We start from the raw sequence: 24,980 nt of genomic DNA on the forward strand, positions 1-24,980 counted from the left end.
AGGACAAAATTGTTCCCGCACTGCATCAATTTTTTTTCGACACTGTGGGAACCATATCGCACATTCCGTATAGGGAATGTCGATTAGGGCCGTAACGGTTTTGTCTCAGCGGCCACCATCACGCCGCGTCAGCGCGGCGACGCAACTGGCGCGATCGATCGCGCTGCCATCGGGTTCGCGCGCGTCGATATAGGATACGCGCGGCTCGCCACCGTCCTTGGGATAGAGATAGGCGTCGAGGACGCAGAACTTGCCCTGATATTGCAGCTTGCGCGCCTGTCCCTCGCGGACATCGGCATCGGCCGCGCCGAACAGCTTGGTCAGCCCCGCCGCATCCTGGCCCAGCACCCGCTCCAGGCCGACACTGGTATAGGGCACGGGGACGGGCGCCATGCCACGCACCGGGGCGGCGGTCTGGGTGACGGTACAGCCGGCCAGCGCCATGGGGGGAAGCAGGAACAGCGCGGGTCGGCGCCAATGGGGGGTCATGCGGGTCGCCTCCGATGAAAGACATGCGTCGCCATGCTCGCGCCCAGAACGGGGGCCAGCAGGTTGAGCCCCGGAACCACGAACAGCACCGCGACGGCAAGCCCCAGCAGCAGGCGCCGCGGCCCGGTCGCCTTGCGCCAGCGACGCATCGCGCCCGCATCCATATGCCGCGCCGCCACCATGTCGCCCAGATCGCGCGACAACAGCCAGCCATTGACCAGCAGGAACGCCGCCGCCGTGCCGATGCCGGTGGCCAGCAGCACGATATAGAGCGGCAACAGGATCAGGTTGATCGCGATCACCCGCCCCGCCGAGCCGAGGCCCATCGCCAACCCGCGCGCCAATGGAACGGGGCGGGCGCTCGCCAGCGCCTGCGGATAATGGCGCGTCTCGACGGCGGCGACGATGTCGTCGGCGAACAGGCCGATCACCGCCATCGCCACCGCGCGAAAGGCCAGCCACAGCGTCACGATCTCGACCACCACGACCAGCGCCGCTGACCAGCCGCCGGCCTGCGCGCCCAGCCATCCCGCCAGCGCCGCGCGGACGCCCCACCACAGCGCGATGCCCGCCACGACGAAAACCGCCAGCGTCACCGCCAGCGAGCGGATCAGGACCCGGCGGATGACGGGATCACCCAATTGCCCCAGCGACAGGAAAAAGGCGCGGATCATGGCCGCAGGGATGGCGCGGGCGAAGGGGGCAAGTCAATGCGCGCAAACGGGTTTTGCGGGGCCTGGGGCGGGTGCCGTGTCGTCGATCTTGCGCGGGGGTAGCGTGCTGACTAGGGCGGCGGGCATCACAGCTTGTTTTCCCGGAGTCCGTTACTTGACCAACCCCACTTACGACGTGGTGGCGATCGGCAATGCCATCGTCGACATCCTTGCCTCCGCCGAGGATGACTTCATTGCCGAAAACGGCATGACCAAGGGCGCGATGCAGCTCGTCTTCTCGCCCGAGGAGGCCGATGCGCTGTACGCCAAGATGGGTCCCGGTCGCGAGATTTCGGGTGGCTCGGCCGCCAACACGCTGGCGGGCATCGCCGCGCTGGGCGGCAAGACCGCGTTCATCGGCCAGGTCGCCGACGACCAGCTGGGCGAAGTCTTCGCGCACGACATCCGCGCCGCGGGCGTCCGCTTCGACACCCCGGCCCGCGCGGGCCAGCCGACCACGGCGCGCTGCATGATCTTCGTCAGCCCCGATGGCCAGCGGACGATGAACACCTTCCTGGGCGCATCGCACTATCTGCCGGCCGAGGCGCTGGACCGGTCGCTGATCGCCGATGCGGCGTATCTGTACATCGAAGGCTATCTCTGGGACCCCGAAGAGCCGCGCGCTGCGATGCGCGCCGCCATCGAGGTCGCGCGCGAAGCGGGCCGCAAGATCGCCTTCACCGCCTCCGCCGAGTTCGTGATCGACCGTCACCGGGCCGATTTCCTTGCGCTGATCGACGGCGGCATGATCGACGTGATCTTCGCCAACGAAACCGAGATCGTCGCGCTGACCGAGACGGCGGATGTCGAGGCGGCGGTCGCCTCGCTGAAGGACAAGGTCGAAACGCTGGTCGTGACCCTCGCCGAAAAGGGCGCGCTGGCGCAGCGCGGCGATGAGCGCGTGACGGTTCCCGCCCATCCCGTCGACAAGGTCGTCGACACGACGGGTGCGGGCGATCTGTTCGCCTCGGGCTTCCTCTATGGCCAGACGCATGGCCAGGACCTGAAGGCCTCGCTGACGCTGGGCGCGGCCTGCGCGGCCGAGATCATCAGCCATTTCGGCGCGCGTCCGCAGGTCGACCTGAAGACGCTGGCCGCCAGCCTCTGAGCGGCTGGCTTGCCAGCCAGCCGAAGGACGCAGGCTGAACCGAGCGACTGACAACCCGATCCTCCCCAAGCTGTGCTTGGGGAGGGCGACCATCCGAAGGATGGTGGAGGGGCAGGAGCCGCAAAGCAAAAGGCCCGGAGGATCACTCCTCCGGGCCTTTTTCGTGCCTTCGCGATAAGCCGATCAGCGGTCGATCGGCTTGGCCACTTCGGGCTGCATCGCGGGGTCGTCGACCACGTCGATGATGCCGCGCCCGACATGGCTGCGCTTGCGGCTGTAGAGGAAGTAGATCGCCAGACCCACCGCGCCCCAGCCCGGCAGGACCAGGATCGCGATCAGCGGCAGCGAGAAGTACAGATACGCGCAACCGATCATCGCGGCGGGCGCGACGATGAACACGGCGGGCGTGCGGAACGGCCGCTTGCGGCTCGGATCGGTCTTGCGCAGCACCATCACCGACAGCGCCACCATGAAGAAGGCGAACAGCGTGCCCGAGTTGGAATAGTCCGCCAGCTTGCCGACCGGCAGAAAGGCCGAGGCGATGGTCGCGGCGATACCGGTCACGATCGTCACGACGTGCGGCGTGCGATAGCGCGGATGCACCGAGGCGAGCTTTTCGGGTAACAGGCCGTCACGCGCCATGGTGAAGAACACGCGGGTCTGGCCGAACATCATCATGAGGACGACCGAGGGCAGCGCCAGCGTGGCGGCCAGGCCGATCAGATTGCCGATCTTTTCCCAGCCGATGGTACGCAGGACGTGCGCCAGCGCCTCGCGCGAGCAGGACAGCGGCTCGGCCGCGCCACTCGCCACGATCGCCTTGCACTGTGCGGCCAGTTCCGACGTGCCCGGCGACAGGACGACGCCGGCGGCATCGCGCACCGGCTGCGCGCCCAGCGGCGAGCCGATCGCACCCGCCGAGACGAGCAGATAGAAGACGGTGCAGAACAGCAGCGAGGCGATCAGGCCGATGGGCACGTTGCGCTGCGGATTCTTGGTCTCCTCGGCGGCGGTCGACACCGCGTCGAAGCCGACATAGGCGAAGAAGATCGACGCGGCCGCGCCGGCGACACCGGTTAGCCCGGTGGGCATGAACGGCTCGAAATGCGCACCGTTGATCACCGGCACCGACAGCGCGATGAACAGGGTGAGCGCGGCGACCTTGATCGCGACCAGGATGGCGTTGACGCGGGCGCTCTCGGTGGTGCCGACGACCAGCAGCCAGGTGACGAGCAGCGAGATGATGACGGCGGGCAGGTTGATATAGCCGCCCGAGGAGGGGCCGTTGACCCACTCCATCGGTATGTCGATGCCCAGCAGGTTGCGCAGCTGCCCCACGACATAGCCCGACCAGCCGACCGCGACGGCGCTTGCACCGACCGCATATTCGAGGATCAGCGCCCAGCCGACCATCCAGGCCAGTAGCTCGCCCATGACCGCATAGGTATAGGTATAGGCCGAGCCCGCGACCGGCACCATCGAGGCCAGTTCGGAATAGCAGAGGGCCGCCACCGCGCAGACGAACCCGGCGAGGATGAACGAAATCATCATGCCCGGCCCCGCCTTTTGCGCGGCTTCGGAGGTGAGAACGAAGATACCCGTGCCGATGACGGCGCCGATACCCAGCATGGTGAGCTGGAACGCGCCTAGCGATCGTTGCAGCCCCTTCTTCTCGGCGGTCGCCAAAATGGCGTCCAGAGGCTTAACGCGCCCGAAAATCATGAATGTCCAATCCCCCCAAGGGAAGGGCCGCCCCGACATGGGACGCGCCCGGAGTCCGGTGAATGGTCGGGGAAGTTAGCTGCAATTTTATTACGCGCAATCCCTAAGGTGCGCGGGATGCGGTCGGGGGAGTGGAAAGGCGCTTCTTTAAGCCCCTCCCGCAGGCGAGTTTCAGGTCGGTCATGCCCCCGGCATGATCTAAACGATGCGGGGCATCGTTTACCTGAAACTGGGTTTGGGGAGGGCAGAAGGTCTCACCGAGACCATCGCTCGTGGCTTTTCCCTCCCCCATCCCCTCCCGCCTGCGGGAGGGGCGTGCCAAGAGCCTGAGTCAGCGCGCCAGCATCGGGCCGAGCGGCTTGCCCGCCAGGATATGGACATGGAGATGCGGCACCTCCTGCCCGGCATCCGCACCGATATTCGCCAGCAGCCGGTATCCCGGCTCGACTGCGCCTGCTTCCCGCGCGACATGGCCGACCGCGCGGACGAAGCCGACAATTTCCGCCTCGCCGGCGCGCGCGGAGAAATCGTCCCACGACACATAGGCCCCACGCGGGATCACCAGGATATGCGTCGGCGCATGCGGGGCGATGTCGTGGAACGCGACCGCCCATTCATCTTCGTAGACACGGCTAGACGGGATTTCGTCGCGCAGGATCTTCGCGAAGATATTCTGGTCGTCGTAGGGAAGGGTGGCGTCGATCGGCATCGAAATTCTCCGTGGGATTAACGGGGCCGCGCGGCCTTTTCGTCATGCCCCGACACGCCCTCGCGCCGTGCCAGTTCGGCGCGGACATCGTCCAGCGTGTGGCCGGTATCGGCCAGCAGCACGATCAGGTGGAACATCAGGTCGGCGGCCTCGGACACGATCTTGTCGGGCTGCGCCATGGCGGCGATGACGGTCTCGACCGCTTCCTCGCCCAGCTTCTGCGCGATCTTGGGCCGCCCCTTGGCGAAGAGGCTCGCGGCATAGGAGGTGGCGGCGTCGCCTTCGTCGCGGCGGGCGCGGATCGTGGCTTCGAGGCGGTCGAGCATGTCCATGGCGGCGTGGGTGGCGCGGCGGGGCGCCCGCGTCAATCCTTGCGATTGCGGCGGCGCATCAGGTGGCGCAGCAGCCAGATCGCACCGATCGCGAAGACGAACAGGCCGATGTCGGACCATTCGGGATGGCTTCGCGGCTTGGGCACTCCGCTATGCGCGGCGGCGGTGGTCAGGGAGGCGAGGGGCATGGGGGTGTTTTAGCAGGGTGGCGGGCGGGGGTCATCCGGGGGATTTTTGTTCACGCGAAGACGCGAGGACGCGAAGATTTTTGGTGCGCGCGGAGGCGCGGAGACGCGGAGGGTCTGGTTGTTCGGCGGGCGGTGGCCTGCACATCTGACCGGGTGCGTGTCTCCCGATCGACGGGGCAAGCTCCCCACACTCCGTTCAGCCTGAGCGAAGTCGAAGGCCAAGGGATAACCGCGCCGCTGGGCAGAGCGCTGGGCGTGCGCTTCGACTTCGCTCAGCGTGAACGGAGGAGGGGTTCAGGTGGCGAGCGGAAGACGTTTCACGTCAGTGTGGAAGGTCCATCGCCAACCCCGCAACCACCCTCTCCGCGCCTCCGCGCGAACCAAAAATCTTCGCGTCTTCGCGTCCTTGCGCGAACATCAATGCGCCCGAACCGGCACCCCCGCCGCCGCGAGCGCCCGATGCGCATCGGCAATCGACGCATCGCCGAAGTGGAAGATCGACGCCGCCAGCACCGCCGAGGCGTGACCGTCACGCACCCCCGCGACCAAGTCGTCCAGCCCGCCGACGCCGCCGCTGGCCACCACCGGCACGCTGGTCCGGTCGGCGATGGTGCGGATCAGGTCGAGGTCGTATCCGCCACGCGTCCCGTCCCGGTCCATCGAGGTGACCAGCAGCTCGCCCGCGCCCAACTCCGCCAGCCGCAGCGCATGTTCGACCGCATCGATGCCCGTAGCGCGGCGCCCGCCATGGGTGAACACCTCCCAGCCGGTCGCCGTCCGCCGCGCGTCCACGCTGGCGACGCAGCACTGGCTGCCGAATCGCTCGGCGATGTCGGAGACGACCTCCGGGCGGCTGACGGCGGCGGAGTTGACCGCCACCTTGTCCGCCCCCGCCAACAGGAGCGCGCGTGCATCCTCCGCCGTGCGCACCCCGCCACCCACGGTCAGCGGCATGAAGCACACCGCCGCCGTCCGCCGTACGACGTCCAGGATGGTGCCGCGCGCCTCATGGCTGGCAGTGATGTCGAGGAAGCAGAGTTCGTCCGCGCCTGCCGCGTCATAGGCGCGCGCCTGCTCGACCGGATCGCCCGCATCGATCAGGTCGACGAAGTTGACGCCCTTGACCACCCGACCGTTGGCAACGTCGAGACAGGGGATGACGCGCGCGCGGACGGTCATGCGGCTGCGGCCACCGACAGGGCCGCCGCCAGATCGAGCCGCCCGTCATAGAGCGCCCGGCCGGTGATGACGCCCTCGACCCCATCCTTGTGATGGACGGCCAGCATATGGATGTCGCCGATCCCCGCCACCCCGCCGCTGGCGATGACCGGAATCCGTACCGCGCGGGCGAGGTCGACCGTTGCGGGCACGTTGCAACCCTTCAGCATCCCGTCGCGGCCCACATCGGTGAACAGCAGCGAGGCGACGCCCGCATCCTCGAACCGGCGCGCCAGATCCTCGACCGAGACGGTCGACACATCCGCCCAGCCGCGCGTCGCAACCATGCCGTCCTTGGCATCGACCGCGACGACGATGCCGCCGGGATAGGCCTTGGCCATGTCACGCACGAAGTCGGGATTCTCCAGCGCCGCGGTGCCGATCACGACGCGCGACACGCCCAGGTCGAACCAGCGCTCGACATTCTCAGGGTTACGGATGCCGCCGCCCAACTGGACATGGCCGGGAAAGGCTTTGACGATCGCCTGCACCGCCTCGCCATTGACCGATTCGCCGGCAAAGGCGCCGTCGAGGTCGACGACATGCAGATGCTGCGCGCCCGCGTCGGCGAAGAGCATCGCCTGATGGGTGGGATCGTCACCATAGACGGTCGCGCGGTCCATATCGCCCTCGGCCAGGCGGACGACCTGGCCGCCCTTCAGGTCGATGGCGGGGAAGACGATGAGGCTCACGGATGCCACTCCAGGAAACGGGTGAGGAAGGAGAGGCCATAGCGCTGGCTCTTCTCGGGATGGAATTGCGCGCCGACCACGGTGTCGCGGCCGATCGCGGCGGTGACGGGACCGGCGTGATCGGTGGTCGCCAGCACATGCTCGCCGCTAAAGGCATAGCTGTGCAGGAAATAGGCCTCGCCCGGCACGATCAGCGGATGCTCGCGAGTCGGGCGGACATCGTTCCAGCCCATATGGGGCACCTTCGCGGTCGGATCGGAGGGGATGAGTCGCGTCACGCGGCCGGAAATCCAGCCCAGCCCGCGATGCTCGCCCATCTCGTCGCTGGCGTCCGCGAGCAACTGCATGCCCACGCAAATGCCCAGGAACGGCCGCGCGCGGGTGAGGGCGGCGTCGCGGAGCGCCTCCTCCAGCCCGTCGACGCTCCGCAGGTTCGCGGCACACGCTCCGAATGCCCCGACGCCCGGCAACACGATCCGGTCGGCCTTAGCAATGACATCCGGATCGGCGGTGATGACCACATCGCTCGCCCCCGCCGCGCACAGGGCATTGTCGACCGAGTGGAGATTGCCCGACTCGATATCGATCAGCGCCAGCGTCACAGCATGCCCTTGGTCGAGGGGATGGCGTCGGCCTTGCGCGGGTCGATCTCCACCGCCATCCGCAGCGCGCGAGCGAGCCCCTTGAAGATGCTCTCGGCGATGTGGTGGTTGTTGTGGCCGTGCAGCAGCTCGACATGGAGCGTGATGCCCGCTTCCTGTGCGAAGCTGTGGAACCAGTGCTCGATCATCTCGGTCTGGAGCGTGCCCAACATCGGATTGGTGAACGGCACCTTCCACACCAGCCAGGGGCGGCCCGAAATGTCGAGCGCGGTGCGGGTCAGCACTTCGTCCATCGGCGAAAGCGCCTCGCCGTAGCGATAGATGCCGCGCTTGTCGCCCAGCGCCTTGGCAAAGGCCTGTCCGATCGCCAGCGCGCTGTCTTCGGTCGTGTGGTGGCCGTCGATATGCAGGTCGCCCTCGACCTTGACCGACAGATCGATCAGCGAATGCCGCGACAGCTGGTCGAGCATGTGATCGAGAAAGCCGATGCCGGTGGCGTTCTGATAGACGCCGGTGCCGTCGAGATTGACGGTGACGTCGATGACGGTTTCCGCGGTGGCGCGGTGGACGGTGGCGGTGCGCATGGCCTCCCCATAAACACCTATCCGTCCTATGCAATCTTGACCCGCGATCAAAGGCCGCTAGTCCATGGGCCATGACCGAAGGATTGCCCGACAGCCTCATCCCCTATGACGACATCGTGCAGGAGGCCCTGCGCGCCGTGGTGGGGCGTGTACTCGGCCCGGTGGCGGAGACGGGGCATCTGCCCGGCACGCACCATTTCTACATCACCTTCAAGACGCAGGCACCCGGCGTCGACATCCCGCAGCGGCTGATGGAGCGGTTCCCGGACGAGATGACGATCGTCCTGCAGAATCGCTTCTGGGACCTGACGGTGGACGAGAATCGCTTCTCGGTGGGGCTCAGCTTCAACCAGGTGCCCTCCAAGCTGGTGATTCCCTATTCGGCGATCACGCGCTTCCACGACCCGGAAGTGCAGTTCGAACTGGGCTTCCACGTCGCCGACGATCCCCAGGGCGATCCCGATCCGCACGACTCGGCCGAGAATGACGAGCCGGTCGCCAAGCCGGTCGAGGACGGCAGCAACGTCGTCGCGGTGGATTTCAAGCGGAAGAAATGATGTCGCGCAGAGGTGCGGAGGACGCAGAAGATGTCCCGCGCCTCGCCAGCGAAGCCTGTTTGCTGCCGGCGGATGGGGCAAGGCCGTAGACGGCCATAAAGCGAACCCCCTCCGCATTCTCCGCGCCTCTGCGCGAACCAAAATCCTCTTCCCCAGCGAAGGTGGGGCCCAGGCTCCACCAGGCGGAAGGTGTGCGAGCCATTGCGGGGGAGGCCAACTCCCGCGCTATCGATAGCGCACGGTAACTGAACCCTGGCCTGCGCCGGGGTGGCGGGATGGGCGTAGCTGGATCGAAAATCCATCCGCTTCCGATTGAGTCCCCTGATCATTACCCGGGCCCCCACCAAAACCGAATCGAGCGGAAGAAATGATTTCGCGCAGAGGCGCAGAGGACGCAGAGATGCCCTGCGCTTCGCCGGCGAATCCTGTTCACCACCGGCAGATGGGGCAAAGCCGTAGACGGCCACGAAGCGAGCCCCCCTCCGCGTTCTCTGCGCCTCCGCGCGAACCAAAATCCTCTTCCCCGGCGAAGGCCGGGGCCCAGGCTCCGCCAGGTAGAAGCTGTGCGAGCCATTGCGGGGGAAGCAAACTCCCACGCTATCGATAGCACACGGTGACTGAACCCCGGCCTTCGCCGGGGTGGCGGCATCTATCGAGCATGATTGGCGTGGCCGGATCGGGGAACCCATCCGCCCCCGGTGAGTCCCTCCATCATGACCCAGACCCGCACTGAAACCGACTCGATCGGCCCGATCGAGGTTCCCGCCGACGCCTATTGGGGCGCGCAGACCGAACGCAGTCTCGAGAATTTTCCCTTTGGCGAGCGGGAGACGATGCCGGTCGGCATCGTCCATGCGCTGGCCATCGTCAAAAAGGCGGCCGCGCGAATCAATCGCGGCCATGGCCTGACGGCGGACAAGGCCGATGCGATCGAGGCGGCGGCACAGGAGGTGATCGACGGGCGGCATGACGATCAGTTTCCGCTGGTCATCTGGCAGACCGGCTCGGGCACCCAGTCCAACATGAACGCCAATGAGGTGATCGCCGGCCGCGCCAACGAGATGCTGACTGGCACGCGCGGCGGCAAGTCGCCGGTCCATCCCAATGACGATGTGAACCGGGGCCAGTCCTCCAACGACACCTTCCCGACCGCTCTCCATGTCGCCGCCGCCATCGCGGTGACGCGGCAACTCTTCCCCGCGCTCGACCGGCTCCACACCGCGCTCGATGCCAAGGCGAAGGCGTGGGACGACATCGTCAAGATCGGCCGCACCCATTTGCAGGATGCGACGCCGCTGACGCTGGGCCAGGAATTTTCGGGCTATGTCCAGCAACTCGCCAATGCCCGCGACCGGATCGAGGGGACACTCCACCGCAATATCCTGCCGCTAGCGCAAGGGGGCACGGCGGTCGGCACCGGGCTGAACGCACCGAACGGCTTTGCCGAGGCGATCGCCGCCGAGATCGCCGAGGCGACCGGCATTGACTTCGTGACCGCGCCCAACAAGTTCGAGGCGCTGGCGAGCAATGACGGGCTGGTCGACCTGCATGGCACCTTGAACGTGCTGGCGGTGGCGCTCACCAAGATCGCCAATGACATCCGCTTGCTCGGCTCTGGCCCGCGTTCGGGGCTGGGCGAGCTGGAACTGCCCGCCAACGAGCCGGGCAGCTCGATCATGCCGGGCAAGGTCAACCCGACCCAGTGCGAGATGCTGACCATGGTCGCCGCGCAGGTGATCGGCAACAATGCCGCCGTGACGGTGGGCGGCTTGCAGGGGCATCTGGAGCTGAACGTCTTCAAGCCGCTGATCGGCGCCAACGTGCTGCGCTCGATCCATCTGCTGTCGGTCGGGATGGAGAGTTTCGCCGAGCGCACGGTCGAGGGGATAATGGTCAATCGCGACCGGATCACCGAACTGCTCGACCGCTCGCTGATGCTCGTGACCGCGCTGGCGCCGGAGATCGGTTATGACAATGCCGCCAAGATCGCCAAGCATGCGCATCAGCAGGGCCAGACGTTGAAGGAGGCCGGGCTGGAGCTGGGGCTGGTCGACGAGGCGACCTTCGACCGGGTGGTGCGGCCGGAGTTAATGCTGGGACGGTGAGGGGGATTCCCTTGGGCTTCGACTTCGCTCAGCCTGAACGGATTTCAGGGTGTTACCTCCGTTCAGCCTGAGCGTAGTCGAAGGCCACACGAAACCCTATCCGCGCTCCTCAAGCCCCCTGGCCGGATAGGCGGGCAGGGCGATCCGGTAATGGATCGCCGCCCCGCGCAGCAGAAATCCGGCCAGCGCCGCGATCGGGCCCGCCAACGGCACGCCGAGCGCGGTCAGGATCACATAGCTGGTCGAGGCGAGCGCGGCGGCAGTGACATAGAGTTCGGGGCGCATCAGGATCGACGGCTCGCCCGCGATCACGTCGCGGATGATGCCACCGACACAGGCCGACACCACGCCCAGCATCGCCGCCGGGATCGGCGTGATGCCATAGCCGCTCGCCTTGGCCGCGCCGTACACGGCATAGGCGGCCAGTCCCACCGCGTCGAACCAGTCGAGCGCGCTGCCACGCCACCATCGCTCGGGTGTGGCCCAGACCGCGACGGCGGCGGCGAGGCACACCACCGGCACGCGGGCATCATGCACCCAGAAGACCGGCGCATCGATCAGCAGATCGCGCAGCGTACCCCCGCCGACTCCGGTGATCAGCGCGAAGAAGACCAGGGTCACCATCGTCTGGCGATGCTTGGCGGCGACCAGCGCGCCCGACACGGCGAACACCGCCAGCCCGGCGAGGTCGAGCCAAGGCATCGCGGCGGGCAACATGGCGGTGGGTTCGGGCAGCATCGCCCCCGGTCTTAGGGCGGGGACGGGCGGGGGGAAAGGCCGTCGCAACGATGCCCTTCGATGAACGGCACGTTATGTTTGGTTCATGCAACGGACAGTAGGATGCGAACGTTACGGCATCAGATCATGTTTGAAAGGAAGATTGTCATGCGGAAATTGATGCTCGCGCTGGGTTGCACCGCCATGGTCGTCCCCTCGATGCTCGTGCCGGTCACTGCCGCCGATGCGCAGCGCCGGTACAAGTATCGCGAGTGGCGCGACGATCGCGGCCGCGTCCGCTGCCGCAAGCCCGATGGCACGACCGGTCTGGTCGTGGGTGGCGTCGCCGGTGCGCTGCTGGGTCGTACGATCGACACGCGCGGCGACCGCACGCTGGGCACGCTGGGCGGTGCCGCCGTCGGCGCGCTGGCCGGTCGTGAGGTCGAGCGCGGCACGAGCAATCGTCGCTGCCGCTGATCGCGGCCTTCCATTCGGAAAGCCAAAGGGGCGTCACCTTCGGGTGGCGCCCTTTTTCTTGTGTCGTTCCTGCCGTTACTGATGTCCCATCCATGAACGAAAGGTAGTTTTCAGTTAACGAAACGACTCCCGCAGACAAGGCGTTGAACCCGCATCTTTGAAAGACGGGAGTATCGTCATGCGTATCGCAATTCTTTCGGCCACGCTGGCCGCAATGACTTTTACCGCCGTGCCGGCGGCGGCCCAGAGCAATGGCTGGGAAGCCCGCCGCGAATATCAGAACGAGGTTCGCGACGCCCGCCGCGACTATCGCCGCGACGTCCGCAACGCCGACTCGCGCCGCGACATTCGCGAGGCGCGCCGGGAGTATCGTGAGGATATTCGCGATGCGCGCCAGGACTATCGCCGCGACATGCGCAACGTCCGCTGGCGCAACTACGACTATAACCGGTTCGAGCCGGGCCAGCGCGGATACTATCCCGAGCGCTATTATCGCGACGGCCGCTATTACCAGCCGCGCGCGCTCGGCCGGAACGACCGCATCTATCGCGGCATGAACGGCCGCTTCTATTGCCGCCGCAATGACGGCACGACCGGTCTGGTGGTCGGTGGTCTCGCCGGCGGTGCGCTGGGCAATGTGATCGCGGGCGGGGGTTCGCGTCTGCTCGGCACGGTCATCGGCGCCGGCGGCGGCGCGCTGCTGGGCCAGCAGATCGATCGCGGTCAGGTCCGCTGCCGCTAAGCCCGACAGGCTTCGGAATGACGACGGCCCGGCATGTTCGCATGCCGGGCCGTTTCACGTTCAGATCAGGCCGCCGCCCAGCATCAGGCGCAGGCCGAAGATCAGGATGAGGATCAGGTTGAGGTTGCGTCCGCCATTGCGCGACGACAGCGCGCCCACCGCCGCCCCGACGATGGCGATCGGAATGACGAACCAATAGCCCCAGGCGAAGAAGGGCAGGAACGGCACGATGCCGAGCAGAAGCGCGACGACGCCGATGACGATCGAGAACAGATTCAGCATGGGGCTCAAGATGGCGGCGCCGAACGCGATATACAAGCATGCCACACCGCTATCCCGGTGCGGGACATAATCCGATGCACATCGGATCGACCCCATTAACGATCGGATGATCGGCGCATGCTAAGGGGGCGGCATGACGGTCCTGTCCTTGCGAATCCTGGTCCCGCTCACCGCCCTGCTGCTGGCCGGTTGTGGTGCCAAGACCGATGACGATGCGCAGCTGAACGCGCTCGACAATGAACTGGCGGCGATGAACGAGGCGCGGCCGGCGCAGGACCCGCAACTGGCCGAGGCGCTGGCCGGGCAGATCATGGTCGATCCGGGCCTGACCCAGACGTCCAACTCCAATGCGGTGCGCCCGCCCAACCGGCCGGACAGCGATCAGGTGCCTGTCCTGCCGCCGCCGGGCGATCCGGTCGACCCGCGCACGTTGAAATCCGCGCCGAAGGCTGTGGAGGATTGTCCCGAATGTCGCGCCTCGGGCAAGGCGCTGACCCTGGCGGCGCTGGCCGGGCAGCAGGCGGGCAATGGCCCGTGCCTGGCCGGGCTCGGCTACTCGGCGGGGTGGGCCGCGCGACTGCCGGCGTCTTTTGCGATCTATCCCGGCGGCCGGGTGAGCGAGGCGGCGGGCAATGACGCCAATGGCTGCGGCTTGCGAATCGTCAGCTTCCGCGCGGGCGGCGGCGTCGACAAGGTCGTCGACTATTATTTCACCCGCGCCACCGCCGCCGGCTATAACGCCGAGCACAAGCGCGACGGGGCGCTGCATGTGCTGGGCGGTACCAGGGGCGCGGCGGCCTATATCGTCTATACCACCGCGCGCGCCGATGGCGGCACCGATGTCGACCTGATCGTCAAGGGCGGCTGAGCCGGCGGGGCGCGTGCAACCATTCTTTGCGCGAAAGCCGGCATTGCGCTAGGGGAGGGCGGTTATGTCTCCGCTTCTTCTCGTGATGCTGGGCGGCGCGCTGGGATCGGGTGGGCGATATCTGACGGGGCGGGTCATGTCCGACACGCTCGGTCCGGCTTTTCCTTACGGAACGCTGACCGTCAACTGGGTGGGATGCCTGTTTATGGGTATCCTGGCCGGGGTGCTGGCACGCACGGGCGCATCGGAGGGGTGGCGGCTGTTCATCGGCGTCGGGATTCTGGGTGGGTACACCACCTTCTCGTCCTTTTCGCTCGACACCATCACATTGATCGAACGCGGACAGACGGGAATCGCGCTCGGTTATGTCGCGCTGTCGCTATTGGGTTCGCTGGCCACACTGTGGGCCGGGCTTTGGGTTACAAGGATTATGGCATGACGGACTCGGTCCGCCAATTCACGGTCGGTTACGACGATGACGGCATCCGGCTGGACCGCTGGTTCAAGCGCCATCTGCCCGACACCAGCTTCACCACCGTCGCCAAATGGGCGCGGACCGGCCAGCTGCGCGTCGACGGCGCGCGCGCGACGCCGGGCGACCGCATCACGGCCGGCCAGGTGCTGCGCGTACCCCCGGCCGAGCCCGCGCTGGCCGAGAGCGCCAAGCCGACGACGCGCCCGCGCCATATCCTGTCCGAGGATGAGGAATCGTTCGCGCGCGAAATGGTGATCCACAAGGATCGCGACGCGCTGGTCCTGAACAAGCCGCCGGGTTTGGCGACGCAGGGCGGGACGAAGACGACCACCCATGTCGACGGCCTGCTCGACGCGCTGCAGTTCGAGGCGGAGGGGCGGCCCAAGCTGGTCCACCGGTTGGACAAGGACACGTCGGGCGCGCTGCTGGTCGCGCGCAACGCGCGGTCGGCGGCCTTCTTCGCCAAGGCGTTTTCGGGGCGCACCGCCAAGAAGATCTACTGGGCGCTGGTCGTCGGCGTGCCCTCGATCGAGGACGGTACGATCGAATTGCCCATCGCCAAGCAGCCCGGCACCGGCGGTGAAAAGATGCATGTCGACGAGGAGAATGGCCAGGCGGCACGCTCGCGCTACCGTGTGATCGAGCGGGCGGGCAATCGCTGTTGCTGGGTCGAGTTGCAGCCGTTCACGGGGCGCACGCATCAGCTGCGCGTGCACATGGCAGCGATCGGCCACCCGATCGTCGGCGACGGCAAATATGGCGGCGCGGCGGCGTTCCTGACCGGCGGGATCAGCCGCAAGATGCATCTGCACGCGCGCCGCATCCGCGTCGACCATCCCGATGGCGGGCGCATCGACCAGACCGCCGAGCTGCCCAGTCATTTCGCCGAATCGATGAACCAACTGGGCTTCGACGAGATTCGCGGCGACGTCCTGCCCCAGGACGAGGATCGCGGCCCGCCGCCCAAGGACGTGCTGAAGCAGCGCGCCAAGGCGCATGCCAAACAGTATCGCAAGGAACGGCGCGGCGAACGGCGGGGTCGGGGGGCGCGGCAGTAACAGCCGTGCGCCCAGCGCTCGCGACCGCCACCGCCCCGAACATTGCCCCGAAACCTCGTTCAGGCTGAGCGTAGTCGAAGCCAACGCAGCGCCCCGTCCGCAAGCGAATCCCATGCGCTTCGACTTCGCTCAGCGCGAACGGCGGGATGGGATGATGAATGGGCAGGGTGAACGCGGCGGGTATGACAAACCCCGCTGGCCCAAGGGCCAGCGGGGCTGTTGTCTGACGGAGGGGCCGAAGCCCCTCACGCCCGGTTATCAGCGGCAATAGCCGGGGTTGTTCGACTTCTCGATCGCATGACCGGCCAGCGCACCGGCGCCACCGCCCAGGATCGTGCCGAGGGTACGGTCACCCCGGCTGTCGATCGTACGGCCCAACAGGCCACCGGCGATCGCGCCGACGATCGTGCCCGTGGTGCCGTTGTTGCAACGCTGCGGGCCGCGCGCATAGCCGCGATTATCGTAATAGCGGCGCTCGTAACGCGGGCCACGGTTGTAACCGTCATAATAGGCGTCGCCATACGCGCGCTCATAACGGTCGCCATAGTAACGCTGCGCCGAGGCGGCGGTCGGAACCATGGCCGTCGCGCCGACGGCAAGGGCGGCTGCAGCGAGCGAGAGCTTCTTGAACATCGTCATCTCCCTTGATCTTCAATCCGGCGGCGGCGGGATGATTCCCGTCGTCGTTGAGAAGCTTTTGCCCGATTCGGTGTGATGCGATGCTGAATGTGGTTGTTAGCCAATATTCATCAAAATATTCGGTCACTGACATCTTAGGGGGGCATGATGACACCGTCGATGCTGCCTTACGGCCTTCGCACCGTCGCATGGGCAGCCATGCTGACGGCAACGCCTGCGGCATTGGCCGTCAACCGGGTGCCGGTCCCGCCGGCATTTACCGTCCGTGACGATCCCGCCGTTTGCTACTGGAACGCGAGGGAAGGCCGGTCGATGATGCCGTGCTGACCAAATTGGGAAGGCAATATGGCCGCCAGACGGGGATGCTCTCCGCACGCGCGTCCATTCCATATTGCTGCATCGGTGGCATCCTCTATCGCATGCAGCAGGCCGGTTTCCGGCGCGTGAACTTTCACGGCCTCTGATCGGAATGGTGCGCCCGCGCTTCCCCCGGCCGGCGGGGCGCGATAGGAGGGCGCGATGACGCGACCGCGCCTTGCACTGTTCGATTGCGACGGCACCCTCGTCGACAGCCAAGCCAATATCTGCCTCGCGGCGGTGGAGGCGTTCACCATGGCCGGGCTGACCCCGCCGCCTGCACCGGCCATCCGCCGCATCGTCGGCCTCAGCCTGGTCGAGGCGATGCAGGTCCTGGCACCCACGCTGGGTGAGGATATGCACCGGCAATTGGCGAGCGATTACAAGGCGGCCTTTTTCCGCCTGCGCACCGAAGGCGCGATGGAGCCGGAGCCGCTGTTCGACGGTATCCCCGCGCTGCTCGACCATCTGGCCGCGCAGGGCTGGCTGATGGGCGTGGCAACGGGCAAGTCCGATCGCGGGCTGGCGCGCGTGCTGGCCGAACATGGGCTGGCGCATCATTTCATCACGCTGCAAACCGCCGACCGCCATCCGTCCAAGCCCGATCCCTCCATGGTGCTGGCCGCCATGGCCGAAAGCGGGGTCGCGGCCGGGGATGTGGCGATGATCGGCGATACGAGCTTCGACATGGCGATGGGCAAGGCGGCGGGCGCCTTCGCGGTCGGTGTCGCCTGGGGGTATCATGACGTGCACGAACTGGTGAGAGCGGGCGCCGATGTCGTCGCACAGGAGGTGGCCGACCTCCCGGCGCTGCTGGTGCGGCCATGAGCGGGCGCGACCCGGCGCGGCGGCGCTGGTTCATCATCGCGGGCGTGCGCCTGATCGGGGTGGCGGGGGCGCTGCTCGGCGTGGTGCTGGTATCACGCGGTGTGACTTGGCCGCACAAGGTGCTGGGCGTCGCGATCGTCATGTCGGCCCTGGCGATGATCGCGATCGTACCGGCGGGGCTGGCGCATCGCTGGCGGAGTGGGGGTAAATGAAGCGGTTCTGGACGAACGTCACCATCGATGCCGATCGCGTCGTCCGACTGGACGACCGGCCGGTGCGGACACCCGGCCGCACGCCCTTGGCGCTTCCGACGGCGGCGCTGGCCGAGGCGGTGGCGGGCGAATGGCGCGACGTGGCGGAGACGGTCGACCCGCGCGCCATGCCGCTGACCGGGCTGGCCAATGCCGCGATCGATCGGATCGCCGCCGACCCCACGCCGTTCGCGGACGGGCTGGCGCGCTATGCCGAGACCGATCTGCTCTGCTACCGCGCCGATTCGCCGCCCGAGCTGGTGGCGCGGCAGGTGGCGATCTGGGACCCGCTGCTCGACTGGGCGCGCGATCGCTATGATGTGCATTTCACGCTCGTCACCGGGATCATGCACCGGCCCCAGCCCGGGGCGACCGTCGAGCGACTGGCGGCGGCGGTGGGCGCGCTCGATCCGTTCCGGCTCGCCGCCTTGTCGCCGGTGGTGACGATCACCGGTTCGCTGGTGCTCGCGCTGGCGTTGCTCGAGAGCGCGGCGGCGGCCGATGCCGTCTGGACGGCGGCGCATGTCGACGAGGATTTCCAGGCCGAGGAGTGGGGCGAGGACTATCTCGCCATCGAAGCACGCGAGGCCAAGCGACGCGAGTTCGACGCGGCGGTGCTGTTTCTGGCGGCGTTGGGGTGAGGTTGGTGGCCGGGGCAGGGCGTGGGCTTCGACTGCGCTCAGCCTGAACGGGGGTGGGGGTGTGCGGCAGCTCTTGGCACCGTTGGCCTTTTCCCGCCCTCCGTTTGCACTGAGCGAAGTCGAAGTGCACGGGATTCGCTCGCGGCCAGGCTTTCCCTTGGGCTTCGACTACGCTCAGCCTGAGCGGGGGTGGGGGTGTGCGGCGGCTCTTGGCACCGTTGGCCTTTGCCCGCCCTTCGTTCGCACTGAGCGAAGTCGAAGTGCACAGGCTTCGCTCGCGGCCAGGCTTTCCCTTGGGCTTCGACTGCGCCCAGCCTGAATGGGGGGTGGGGGTGTGCGGCGGCTCTTGGCACTGTTGGCCTTTTCCCGCCCTCCGTTCGCACTGAGCGAAGTCGAAGTGCACAGGCTTCGCTCGCGGCCAGGCTTTCCCTTGGGCTTCGACTACGCTCAGCCTGAGCGGAGGTGGGGATGTGTGGCGGCCTCTGATAAAGTTGGCCATCTCCCATCCTCCGTCCGCGTCCAAGTCGACGCAGACGCCCCCGACCGGCCCAGCGCTTACTTCGTCGTCAGCTTCCGGATGAACCCGATCAACCCGGTCTGGCGCGAGCGTTTCAGGCGTTCGGCCTGGAGGATGGTCTTCACCCCCTGGAAGCATTGCTCGACATCGTCATTGACCAGGACATAGTCGTACCCGTCCCAGTGGCTGACCTCGTTGGTGGCGCGCGCCATGCGGGCGTCGATCACCTCGATCGAGTCGGTCGCGCGGCGCTCGAGCCGCTGGCGCAGTTCCTCCATCGACGGCGGAAAGATGAAGACGCGCACCACGTCGCCGCCCGCGATCTGGAACAGCTGCTGCGCGCCCTGCCAGTCGATGTCGAACAGCACGTCCTTGCCGGCGGCCAGCATCGCCTCGACCTGCGCGCGCGGGGTGCCGTAGCGATTGTCGAAGACGTGCGCCCATTCGAGGAACTCGTCATTCGCCACCATGCGGCGAAATTCCTCGAGATCGACGAAGTGGTAATCCTTGCCTTCGACCTCGCCGGGGCGAATCCCGCGCGTCGTCGCCGACACCGACATTTGCAGGCCGGAATCGTCCGCCAGCAACTTGCGCGCGATGGTCGACTTGCCCGCGCCCGATGGCGAGGACAGCACGAACAACATGCCGCGGCGCTTCAGCTTGTGGGGATCGTCGGAATGGGCGGGCGAGTTGGGCATGCCTGCCTTTGACGCACGCAGTTGCAGCGCGTCAAGACATGCTTGACGCGCTGCGGTAGATCGACCGTTCGGTCGTGGGATCAGTAGTGGCCGGTGACCTTGCCGGCCTTGCGACGGTCATAGGCCTTCTTGGCCGCATAACCGCCACCGAGCAGCAGGCCGAGCGGCCCCAGGCGGCGCATGCCGCCGACCGCCAGCGCGCCGAGCGCCGCGCCCTTCAGGCCGTTATTGCCGTCACGACGGCTGACTTCGCGCCCGACAAGCGCGCCGATGATGCGTCCGATCATTGTGCTTCTCCAAAAACGCGGTCCTTGAGCTCGCCGGCGCCACGCAGCACCGCCCAGCCCACGGCATAGGTGATCGCCATCGGCAGCACGATCTTCAGGACATTGGCGGTCACCGCACCGATGATCGCGCCATCAGCGACGCCATCGTCACCCGACATGCCATCGATTGCGGCACCCACCATCGCACCAATCGTCGTTGCACCCATCGCGAACACACCCTTCCTTTCTCGCGAGAAGGAAAAGCCCGGACAAGGACAGGAGTTCCGCCTGTGGGATCAGGCGCGGGCGGCGACCTTGCCCTCGATCGCGGTCCAGATCATCGCGGCGACATCGGTGCCGTCGAACTTTTCGATCGCGACGATGCCGGTCGGGGAGGTGACGTTGATCTCGGTCAGCCACTCGCCGCCGATCACGTCGATCCCGACGAACAACAGGCCGCGCCGCTTTAGTTCGGGCCCCAGCACCTCGCAGATCTCACGTTCACGCGCCGTCAGCTCGGTCTTCTCCGCCGATCCGCCGACCGCCAGGTTGGAGCGGATCTCGCCCTCGCCCGGCAGGCGGTTGATCGCGCCCGCGACCTCGCCGTCGATCAGCACGATCCGCTTGTCGCCCTTGGCGACGGCGGGCAGGAAGGCCTGCACCATATGCGGCTCGCGGTACGCGGTATTGAACACCTCGATCAGCGCCGACAGGTTCGCGCCGTCGCGGCCGACCTTGAAGATCGCCTTGCCGCCATTGCCGTGCAGCGGCTTGATGACGATCTCGCCATGCTCGGCCAGAAAGGCGCGCGCCTCGTCAAGCGAGCGGGTGACCAGGGTCGGCGGCATGAACTGCGGATAGTCGAGGACGAAGACCTTTTCCGGCGCGTTGCGCACGCTGCGCGGATTGTTGACGACCAGCGTCGTCTCGGCGACCCGCTCCAGCAGATGCGTGGCGGTGATATACCCTAAGTCGAAGGGCGGGTCCTGCCGCATCAGCACGACATCGGCCTCGTCGCCGAGGTCCAGCTTCACCGGCTCGCCGAAGCGGTAATGATCGCCCGCGACGCGCTGCACGGTCACGGGATACGCCTTGGTCCACAACCGCCCGTCGGACCAGTTGAGGTCGCCCGCGTCATAGTGGAACAGCCTATGCCCGCGGTCTTGCGCCGACAGCATCAGCGCGAAGGTCGAATCGCCCGCGATGTTGATCTGGTCCATCGGGTCCATCTGGACGGCGACGGTCAGCGGCTGAGTCATGGGGCGTTCCTTCGTTCGGACGGGTCTTTGGCAGGGGAGGTAATGTTTCGCCCGCGTCCTGTCACCCGCACCATGCGTTTTCGATATGCCGAGGCCGTGTGCCCGGCGCGAGCAGGATGACGTCGATGCGAATATCGTCGCCCGGCCCGGCATAGGTCGGCATCAGCATTTCCGCCGCCGCCGCGACCCGGGCGAGACGCCGCTCGTCGATCGCGAAATCGAGTTCGGCAGCGGTCTTGCGCGTCTTCACCTCGACAAAGGCGACCAGCGCCCCGCGCCGTGCGATCAGGTCGACCTCGCCGGCGGGCGTGCGAACGCGCCGGTCAAGGATCGTCCAGCCCTTCAGCCGCAGCCACCATGCCGCGAGCCGCTCGCCGCGACGGCCGGATTGTTCGGCAGCGCGGCGGCGCTCATTGCCCTGCCCGTTCAACATCGGTTGATGAACTTACTTTGCGGCATCGCTAGGTCGTTCGATGATTTCAAATGTTGGAGACGCAGGCGAGAGGACATCCATGCAGGCCCAGCCAGTGACGAACTGATAATGGCTTACTGGGGCCATGATCTCCAACCATGACGGGGATTGGCGCCGTGAAAACGGGGCGCCGCTCACTCTGTAGGCAAAATGATCCTTTGCCATTCCCTGCCTTAATACGGGATCGTCCTCGGTAGATAACGGCATCTCATCGAGAAGCCTGACGATACATTCCCTCCCAAAGGCGACTCGAAGAAGCTCCTTATCACGCCCCGGCAGGATGAAATCGGCAGCTATGGCGTTCGTTTGCCAGTGAAAGCCCACCAGATCGCTTGCGCTGGCTTTGAGCGAGACGCAGATCTTTAAAGGCTCATAGATCACCAACGGCAGTCCTCCGGCATGAGCGGGATGTAAAACACATCTTAACGAAGGCGACCAGCGGCCTGTGCCTTGCGATCAGGCCGCCACTTCTTCCGATGCGGTCAACCAGGCCAAGCTATCCTCCGCGCGATCGAAGACGCGTAAGTAGGGCTGGGTCATCAGCCGTGCGATCTGCTGTCGCCCGATCGCGCTGCGGTTGATCATCGCGATGCGGCTGGCGCGGGGAAAGTCGCGCAAGCACTCGTGCACGGTCATGATCGCCTCGCGCGGCTGGACGGCGATGTCGCTCATGTCGATGCGCAGGCGGTAGCCGGGGCGAAAGCCGCTGCGCCGGAACGCGTCGACCAGTTCGCGGGCATAGCGCGTCGCGATCTCGGGCGTGAACAGCCCCGTCCAGCGTATGTCGAGCAGGTTCAGATCGTGGCGAAAGTCATAGGCGTACATGGTCGGCTCCCCGCTGCGATCATGGCCGGGGGAGCGTTGCCGAATCGCTAACGCACGCGGCCTAATCCTCTGATTTGTCACCCTTCATGACCAGCGCCCGGGCGTAGAGCGCCTTGCGGTCCAGCCCCAGCGCCTTGGCGACCTCGCTCGCCGCGCGACCGACCGGCAGGCGGGTCAGCGCCTCGGCCAGCGCGGCGTCGGCATCCTGCTCGCTGGCGGGGGGCGCTTCGCCCGGCGGGGCGACGACGATCGCGATCTCGCCCTTCGGCCCGCCCTCGGCATAGCGTGCGGCGAGGGTGGAGAGGGTGCCGGTCACCGCCTCCTCGAACTTCTTGGTGATCTCGCGCGTCACCGCCGCCTCGCGGTCGCCCAGCCCGTGCGCCAAGGCGGTCAGCGTCGCCGACAGGCGCGGTCCTGATTCGTAGAAGACCAGGGTCGCGCGGATGCCGGCGATCTCGGCGATGGCGTCGGCGCGCGCCTTTTCCTTGGGGGGCAGGAAGCCGGCGAACAGGAACCGGTCGGTCGGCAGACCCGCCAGCGTCAGCGCGGCGATCGCGGCGCAGGGCCCTGGGATCGTCACCACCGCATGGCCGGCGGCGCGGGCGTCGCGCACCAGCTTATAGCCCGGATCGGAAATCAGCGGCGTGCCGGCGTCGGAGACGAGTGCGACGGCCTCGGTCGCCATACGGGCGATCAGGCCGGGGCGGACATGTTCGGCATTATGGTCGTGATAGGGCTGCATCGGCCGCTTGGCGCCGATATGGCGGAGCAGCCCGGCGGTCACGCGGCTGTCCTCGACCGCGATGACATCGGCGCTTGTCAATATGTTGGCCGCGCGCGGGGACAGATCGCCGAGATTGCCGATGGGGGTCGCGACGATGTAGAGGCCGGGTTCGAGTTTATGTTCGGATTGGGTCACGGGGAGTGTCATGACAGAGGCAGGGCTGTTCGTACAACCGGGGGCCGCACATCCGGCGCTTCGCATATGGGGTGGCAAGCGGCTGAACCGCACGCTGGCGCTGGCGGCGACGCTGTTCCTGGGGGCGTGCCAGACCCTGGTCCCGCGCGGGCCGACCGAGGCCCCGCCGCCGCGCCCCGAAACCACCGCGCCGCGCCCCACCACCGAGGTCGAACCGGGCCTGCCACGCGACACAGCGCGCCACCGTGTCGCGCTGCTGGTGCCGTTGTCGGGCAGCAATGCCGGTGTCGGCCAGTCGATCGCCAATGCGACGATGATGGCGCTGCTCGACAGCCAGGCCGACACGGTGCGCATCACCAATTATGACACCGCGACCGGTGCGGCGGCGGCGGCGCAGAAGGCGATCGCCGAGGGCGCGCAGCTGATCCTGGGGCCGCTTTTGTCCGAGGATGTCCGCGCGGTCGCGCCGGTCGCGCGCGCCGCCAAGGTGCCGGTCATCAGCTTTTCCAACGATGCCGGCGTGGCCGGCGGCGGCACCTATCTGATGGGCTATACCCCGGCGCAGTCGATCGAGCGGGTCGTCGATTATGCGCGCGGGCGCGGGGTGACGACCTTTGCCGGGTTGGTGCCCAACGGCCTGTACGGCGAGCGCGCCTCGACCGCGTTCCTGCGCGCGGTGGAAGGGGCGGGGGGGCAGGTCGTCTCGCTCCAGCCCTATGGCCGGGTCGCGGGCGGTATCGCGGGCGCGGCGCAGCGGCTGAATGCCAAGGCGCCTTATGACGCGGTGTTGATCGCCGATGGCGGCGCGGCGGCGGCCACGGCGGCCCCGGTCATCAAGCGCGGATCGGGGGCGAACACCCGGCTGCTCGGCACCGAATTGTGGAATTCCGAATCGAACATCGCGGCGCGCCCGACGCTGAACGGTGCCTGGTTCGCCAGCGTGTCGAACAATTTCTACCGCCAATATGCGACCAAATACCGCGCCCGCTATCGCAGCGCGCCGTATCGCCTGTCGAGCCTGGGCTATGACGCGGTGCTGCTGACGGTGCGGATCGCGCGCGACTGGAAGATGAACGCGCCGTTCCCCGAATCGCGTCTACGCGCATCGGACGGTTTCGCCGGCATCGACGGCGCGTTCCGCTTCGGCCGCGACGGCGTGGCGCAGCGCGCGCTGGAGGTGCAGGAGATTCGTGACGGAACCTCGGTCACGGTGTCGCCGGCGCCGACCGGGTTCGGGGATTGAGCGGCGACGACCTGATCCTCGTCCAGTGCGCGGCGGGGAGCAGGGAGAATGCTGCGGCGATCGCCCAGGCGCTGATCGAACAGCGCCTGGCGGCGTGTGTCCAGATGACGCCGATCGAAAGTTGGTATCGCTGGGAGGGGGCCGTCCAGCATGCGCCCGAGCTGATGCTGACCATCAAGACGGTGCGGTCGCGGTTTGAAGCGCTGTGTCGGACGGTGACCGCGCTGCATGAATATGACGTGCCGGAGATCGTCGCGGTGCCGATCGTCGATGCGCTGCCCGCCTATGCCGACTGGGTGCGCGAGACGGTCGGGGCCGAGGGCTAACCCCTTCCTCCCCTGCAAGGGGAGGTGGCAGGGCGAAGCCCTGACGGAGGGGTGTCGCCGTGGGTAGGTGAGGTCTTCACTCGCAACCGGTGACACCCCTC

The 24,980-nt window shown here is 67.0% G+C and carries 35 protein-coding genes; 14 read left to right on the forward strand and 21 right to left on the reverse strand.

The features are described from left to right. Nucleotides 1–105: 105 nt before the first annotated feature. Both GGR48_RS03535 and GGR48_RS03540 read right to left on the reverse strand, forming a co-directional pair. On the reverse strand, nt 106–489 hold the full coding sequence (locus GGR48_RS03535; RefSeq protein ID WP_183950470.1) for a hypothetical protein: 384 nt from the start codon (nt 487–489) through the stop codon (nt 106–108). Beyond that, nucleotides 486–1,163, reverse strand: coding sequence for an EI24 domain-containing protein (locus GGR48_RS03540; RefSeq protein WP_183950471.1), 678 nt, complete (start codon nt 1,161–1,163; stop codon nt 486–488). The genes GGR48_RS03535 and GGR48_RS03540 overlap by 4 nt, the downstream gene beginning before the upstream one ends. Before the next feature lie 154 nt (nt 1,164–1,317). On the opposite strand from GGR48_RS03540, the gene GGR48_RS03545 reads away from it, so the two are divergent. After that, nucleotides 1,318–2,310 (forward strand): adenosine kinase, encoded by a 993-nt coding sequence (locus GGR48_RS03545; protein WP_183950472.1) that lies wholly within the window; start codon nt 1,318–1,320, stop codon nt 2,308–2,310. Between the two features lie 183 nt (nt 2,311–2,493). On the opposite strand, the gene GGR48_RS03550 is transcribed toward GGR48_RS03545, so the two are convergent. The 8 genes from GGR48_RS03550 to hisB form a co-directional block, all read right to left on the reverse strand. Next, on the reverse strand, nt 2,494–4,032 hold the full coding sequence (locus tag GGR48_RS03550) for an amino acid permease (RefSeq protein ID WP_183950473.1): 1,539 nt from the start codon (nt 4,030–4,032) through the stop codon (nt 2,494–2,496). A gap of 331 nt (nt 4,033–4,363) precedes the next feature. Beyond that, entirely contained in the window at nt 4,364–4,741 is a 378-nt protein-coding gene (locus GGR48_RS03555) for a histidine triad nucleotide-binding protein (RefSeq protein ID WP_183950474.1), read from the reverse strand. A gap of 17 nt (nt 4,742–4,758) precedes the next feature. Further along, nucleotides 4,759–5,073 (reverse strand): phosphoribosyl-ATP diphosphatase, encoded by a 315-nt coding sequence (locus GGR48_RS03560; protein ID WP_183950629.1) that lies wholly within the window; start codon nt 5,071–5,073, stop codon nt 4,759–4,761. A gap of 32 nt (nt 5,074–5,105) precedes the next feature. Then, nucleotides 5,106–5,261 (reverse strand): hypothetical protein, encoded by a 156-nt coding sequence (locus GGR48_RS03565; RefSeq protein ID WP_183950475.1) that lies wholly within the window; start codon nt 5,259–5,261, stop codon nt 5,106–5,108. A 417-nt stretch (nt 5,262–5,678) separates the two neighbouring features. Further along, nucleotides 5,679–6,440, reverse strand: coding sequence for an imidazole glycerol phosphate synthase subunit HisF (gene hisF, locus GGR48_RS03570; protein WP_183950476.1), 762 nt, complete (start codon nt 6,438–6,440; stop codon nt 5,679–5,681). Continuing rightward, on the reverse strand, nt 6,437–7,171 hold the full coding sequence (hisA, locus tag GGR48_RS03575; RefSeq protein ID WP_183950477.1) for a 1-(5-phosphoribosyl)-5-[(5-phosphoribosylamino)methylideneamino]imidazole-4-carboxamide isomerase: 735 nt from the start codon (nt 7,169–7,171) through the stop codon (nt 6,437–6,439). The genes hisF and hisA overlap by 4 nt, the downstream gene beginning before the upstream one ends. Then, nucleotides 7,168–7,773 (reverse strand): imidazole glycerol phosphate synthase subunit HisH, encoded by a 606-nt coding sequence (gene hisH / locus GGR48_RS03580; protein WP_183950478.1) that lies wholly within the window; start codon nt 7,771–7,773, stop codon nt 7,168–7,170. Before hisH ends, hisA begins: the two co-directional genes overlap by 4 nt. Further along, the gene (gene hisB, locus GGR48_RS03585) at nt 7,770–8,357 is read right to left on the reverse strand and encodes an imidazoleglycerol-phosphate dehydratase HisB (RefSeq protein ID WP_007406107.1); all 588 of its coding nucleotides are present in this window, start codon (nt 8,355–8,357) and stop codon (nt 7,770–7,772) included. The genes hisH and hisB overlap by 4 nt, the downstream gene beginning before the upstream one ends. 71 nt (nt 8,358–8,428) lie before the next feature. Here hisB and GGR48_RS03590 point away from each other — a divergent pair, with 71 nt between their 5' ends. Further along, nucleotides 8,429–8,914, forward strand: coding sequence for an SspB family protein (locus GGR48_RS03590; RefSeq protein ID WP_183950479.1), 486 nt, complete (start codon nt 8,429–8,431; stop codon nt 8,912–8,914). A 713-nt stretch (nt 8,915–9,627) separates the two neighbouring features. Then, nucleotides 9,628–11,019: a class II fumarate hydratase gene (gene fumC / locus GGR48_RS03595; protein ID WP_183950480.1), complete on the forward strand. Its 1,392-nt coding sequence runs from the start codon at nt 9,628–9,630 to the stop codon at nt 11,017–11,019. A 96-nt stretch (nt 11,020–11,115) separates the two neighbouring features. Here the strand turns inward: fumC and GGR48_RS03600 are convergent, their stop codons facing one another. Beyond that, nucleotides 11,116–11,757 (reverse strand): trimeric intracellular cation channel family protein, encoded by a 642-nt coding sequence (locus GGR48_RS03600; protein ID WP_240456173.1) that lies wholly within the window; start codon nt 11,755–11,757, stop codon nt 11,116–11,118. A 147-nt stretch (nt 11,758–11,904) separates the two neighbouring features. On the opposite strand from GGR48_RS03600, the gene GGR48_RS03605 reads away from it, so the two are divergent. Next, the gene (locus GGR48_RS03605; protein ID WP_183950481.1) at nt 11,905–12,213 is read left to right on the forward strand and encodes a glycine zipper 2TM domain-containing protein; all 309 of its coding nucleotides are present in this window, start codon (nt 11,905–11,907) and stop codon (nt 12,211–12,213) included. A 178-nt stretch (nt 12,214–12,391) separates the two neighbouring features. After that, complete coding sequence (locus GGR48_RS03610; protein ID WP_183950482.1) at nt 12,392–12,955, forward strand: glycine zipper 2TM domain-containing protein; 564 nt, start codon at nt 12,392–12,394, stop codon at nt 12,953–12,955. Nucleotides 12,956–13,015: 60 nt separating this feature from the next. Here the strand turns inward: GGR48_RS03610 and GGR48_RS03615 are convergent, their stop codons facing one another. Then, nucleotides 13,016–13,237, reverse strand: a complete 222-nt coding sequence (locus tag GGR48_RS03615) for a hypothetical protein (RefSeq protein ID WP_183950631.1) — start codon at nt 13,235–13,237, stop codon at nt 13,016–13,018. A gap of 133 nt (nt 13,238–13,370) precedes the next feature. Between GGR48_RS03615 and GGR48_RS03620 the strand changes: the two genes are divergently transcribed. The 3 genes from GGR48_RS03620 to GGR48_RS03630 all read left to right on the forward strand — a co-directional run bounded on the left by GGR48_RS03620 (nt 13,371) and on the right by GGR48_RS03630 (nt 15,638). Continuing rightward, on the forward strand, nt 13,371–14,105 hold the full coding sequence (locus GGR48_RS03620; protein ID WP_183950483.1) for a hypothetical protein: 735 nt from the start codon (nt 13,371–13,373) through the stop codon (nt 14,103–14,105). 64 nt (nt 14,106–14,169) lie between these two features. Further along, nucleotides 14,170–14,544, forward strand: a complete 375-nt coding sequence (gene crcB, locus GGR48_RS03625; RefSeq protein ID WP_183950484.1) for a fluoride efflux transporter CrcB — start codon at nt 14,170–14,172, stop codon at nt 14,542–14,544. After that, complete coding sequence (locus tag GGR48_RS03630) at nt 14,541–15,638, forward strand: RluA family pseudouridine synthase (protein WP_183950485.1); 1,098 nt, start codon at nt 14,541–14,543, stop codon at nt 15,636–15,638. Before crcB ends, GGR48_RS03630 begins: the two co-directional genes overlap by 4 nt. Nucleotides 15,639–15,896: 258 nt before the next feature. Here the strand turns inward: GGR48_RS03630 and GGR48_RS03635 are convergent, their stop codons facing one another. After that, the gene (locus tag GGR48_RS03635) at nt 15,897–16,271 is read right to left on the reverse strand and encodes a glycine zipper 2TM domain-containing protein (protein ID WP_183950486.1); all 375 of its coding nucleotides are present in this window, start codon (nt 16,269–16,271) and stop codon (nt 15,897–15,899) included. Between GGR48_RS03635 and GGR48_RS17900 the strand changes: the two genes are divergently transcribed. The 4 genes from GGR48_RS17900 (at nt 16,216) to GGR48_RS03650 (ending at nt 18,354) form a co-directional block, all read left to right on the forward strand. Next, nucleotides 16,216–16,353, forward strand: coding sequence for a hypothetical protein (locus GGR48_RS17900; protein WP_206362564.1), 138 nt, complete (start codon nt 16,216–16,218; stop codon nt 16,351–16,353). The two genes, GGR48_RS03635 and GGR48_RS17900, sit on opposite strands and share 56 nt — an antisense overlap. A 443-nt stretch (nt 16,354–16,796) precedes the next feature. Beyond that, on the forward strand, nt 16,797–17,462 hold the full coding sequence (locus tag GGR48_RS03640; RefSeq protein ID WP_183950487.1) for an HAD-IA family hydrolase: 666 nt from the start codon (nt 16,797–16,799) through the stop codon (nt 17,460–17,462). After that, nucleotides 17,459–17,674 carry a hypothetical protein gene (locus GGR48_RS03645; RefSeq protein ID WP_183950488.1) on the forward strand — a complete coding sequence of 72 codons (216 nt, stop codon included), beginning with the start codon at nt 17,459–17,461 and terminating at the stop codon, nt 17,672–17,674. Before GGR48_RS03640 ends, GGR48_RS03645 begins: the two co-directional genes overlap by 4 nt. After that, entirely contained in the window at nt 17,671–18,354 is a 684-nt protein-coding gene (locus GGR48_RS03650; protein WP_183950489.1) for an ATP12 family chaperone protein, read from the forward strand. The genes GGR48_RS03645 and GGR48_RS03650 overlap by 4 nt, the downstream gene beginning before the upstream one ends. A gap of 555 nt (nt 18,355–18,909) precedes the next feature. Here GGR48_RS03650 and gmk read toward each other — a convergent pair. The 8 genes from gmk to rsmI form a co-directional block, all read right to left on the reverse strand. Continuing rightward, on the reverse strand, nt 18,910–19,569 hold the full coding sequence (gene gmk, locus GGR48_RS03655; RefSeq protein ID WP_183950490.1) for a guanylate kinase: 660 nt from the start codon (nt 19,567–19,569) through the stop codon (nt 18,910–18,912). A gap of 80 nt (nt 19,570–19,649) precedes the next feature. Further along, a complete protein-coding gene (locus GGR48_RS03660; RefSeq protein ID WP_183950491.1) occupies nt 19,650–19,856 on the reverse strand; it encodes a hypothetical protein in 207 nt (68 codons plus the stop codon). Next, nucleotides 19,853–20,062 carry a hypothetical protein gene (locus tag GGR48_RS03665; protein ID WP_183950492.1) on the reverse strand — a complete coding sequence of 70 codons (210 nt, stop codon included), beginning with the start codon at nt 20,060–20,062 and terminating at the stop codon, nt 19,853–19,855. The genes GGR48_RS03660 and GGR48_RS03665 overlap by 4 nt, the downstream gene beginning before the upstream one ends. Nucleotides 20,063–20,131: 69 nt before the next feature. Beyond that, entirely contained in the window at nt 20,132–21,094 is a 963-nt protein-coding gene (gshB, locus tag GGR48_RS03670) for a glutathione synthase (protein ID WP_183950493.1), read from the reverse strand. 61 nt (nt 21,095–21,155) lie between these two features. After that, on the reverse strand, nt 21,156–21,527 hold the full coding sequence (locus tag GGR48_RS03675; RefSeq protein ID WP_183950494.1) for a YraN family protein: 372 nt from the start codon (nt 21,525–21,527) through the stop codon (nt 21,156–21,158). Nucleotides 21,528–21,539: 12 nt separating this feature from the next. Then, a complete protein-coding gene (locus GGR48_RS03680; protein WP_183950495.1) occupies nt 21,540–21,950 on the reverse strand; it encodes a hypothetical protein in 411 nt (136 codons plus the stop codon). A 72-nt stretch (nt 21,951–22,022) separates the two neighbouring features. After that, the gene (locus tag GGR48_RS03685) at nt 22,023–22,391 is read right to left on the reverse strand and encodes an STAS/SEC14 domain-containing protein (RefSeq protein WP_183950496.1); all 369 of its coding nucleotides are present in this window, start codon (nt 22,389–22,391) and stop codon (nt 22,023–22,025) included. A 61-nt stretch (nt 22,392–22,452) separates the two neighbouring features. After that, nucleotides 22,453–23,322, reverse strand: a complete 870-nt coding sequence (gene rsmI / locus GGR48_RS03690; protein WP_183950497.1) for a 16S rRNA (cytidine(1402)-2'-O)-methyltransferase — start codon at nt 23,320–23,322, stop codon at nt 22,453–22,455. Between rsmI and GGR48_RS03695 the strand changes: the two genes are divergently transcribed. Then, nucleotides 23,321–24,553, forward strand: coding sequence for a penicillin-binding protein activator (locus tag GGR48_RS03695; RefSeq protein ID WP_420854081.1), 1,233 nt, complete (start codon nt 23,321–23,323; stop codon nt 24,551–24,553). The two genes, rsmI and GGR48_RS03695, sit on opposite strands and share 2 nt — an antisense overlap. Further along, on the forward strand, nt 24,550–24,879 hold the full coding sequence (gene cutA / locus GGR48_RS03700) for a divalent-cation tolerance protein CutA (protein WP_240456174.1): 330 nt from the start codon (nt 24,550–24,552) through the stop codon (nt 24,877–24,879). The genes GGR48_RS03695 and cutA overlap by 4 nt, the downstream gene beginning before the upstream one ends. Nucleotides 24,880–24,980 lie beyond the last annotated feature (101 nt).

It is taken from the genome of Sphingomonas pseudosanguinis (assembly GCF_014196255.1).
GTDB lineage: Bacteria > Pseudomonadota > Alphaproteobacteria > Sphingomonadales > Sphingomonadaceae > Sphingomonas > Sphingomonas pseudosanguinis.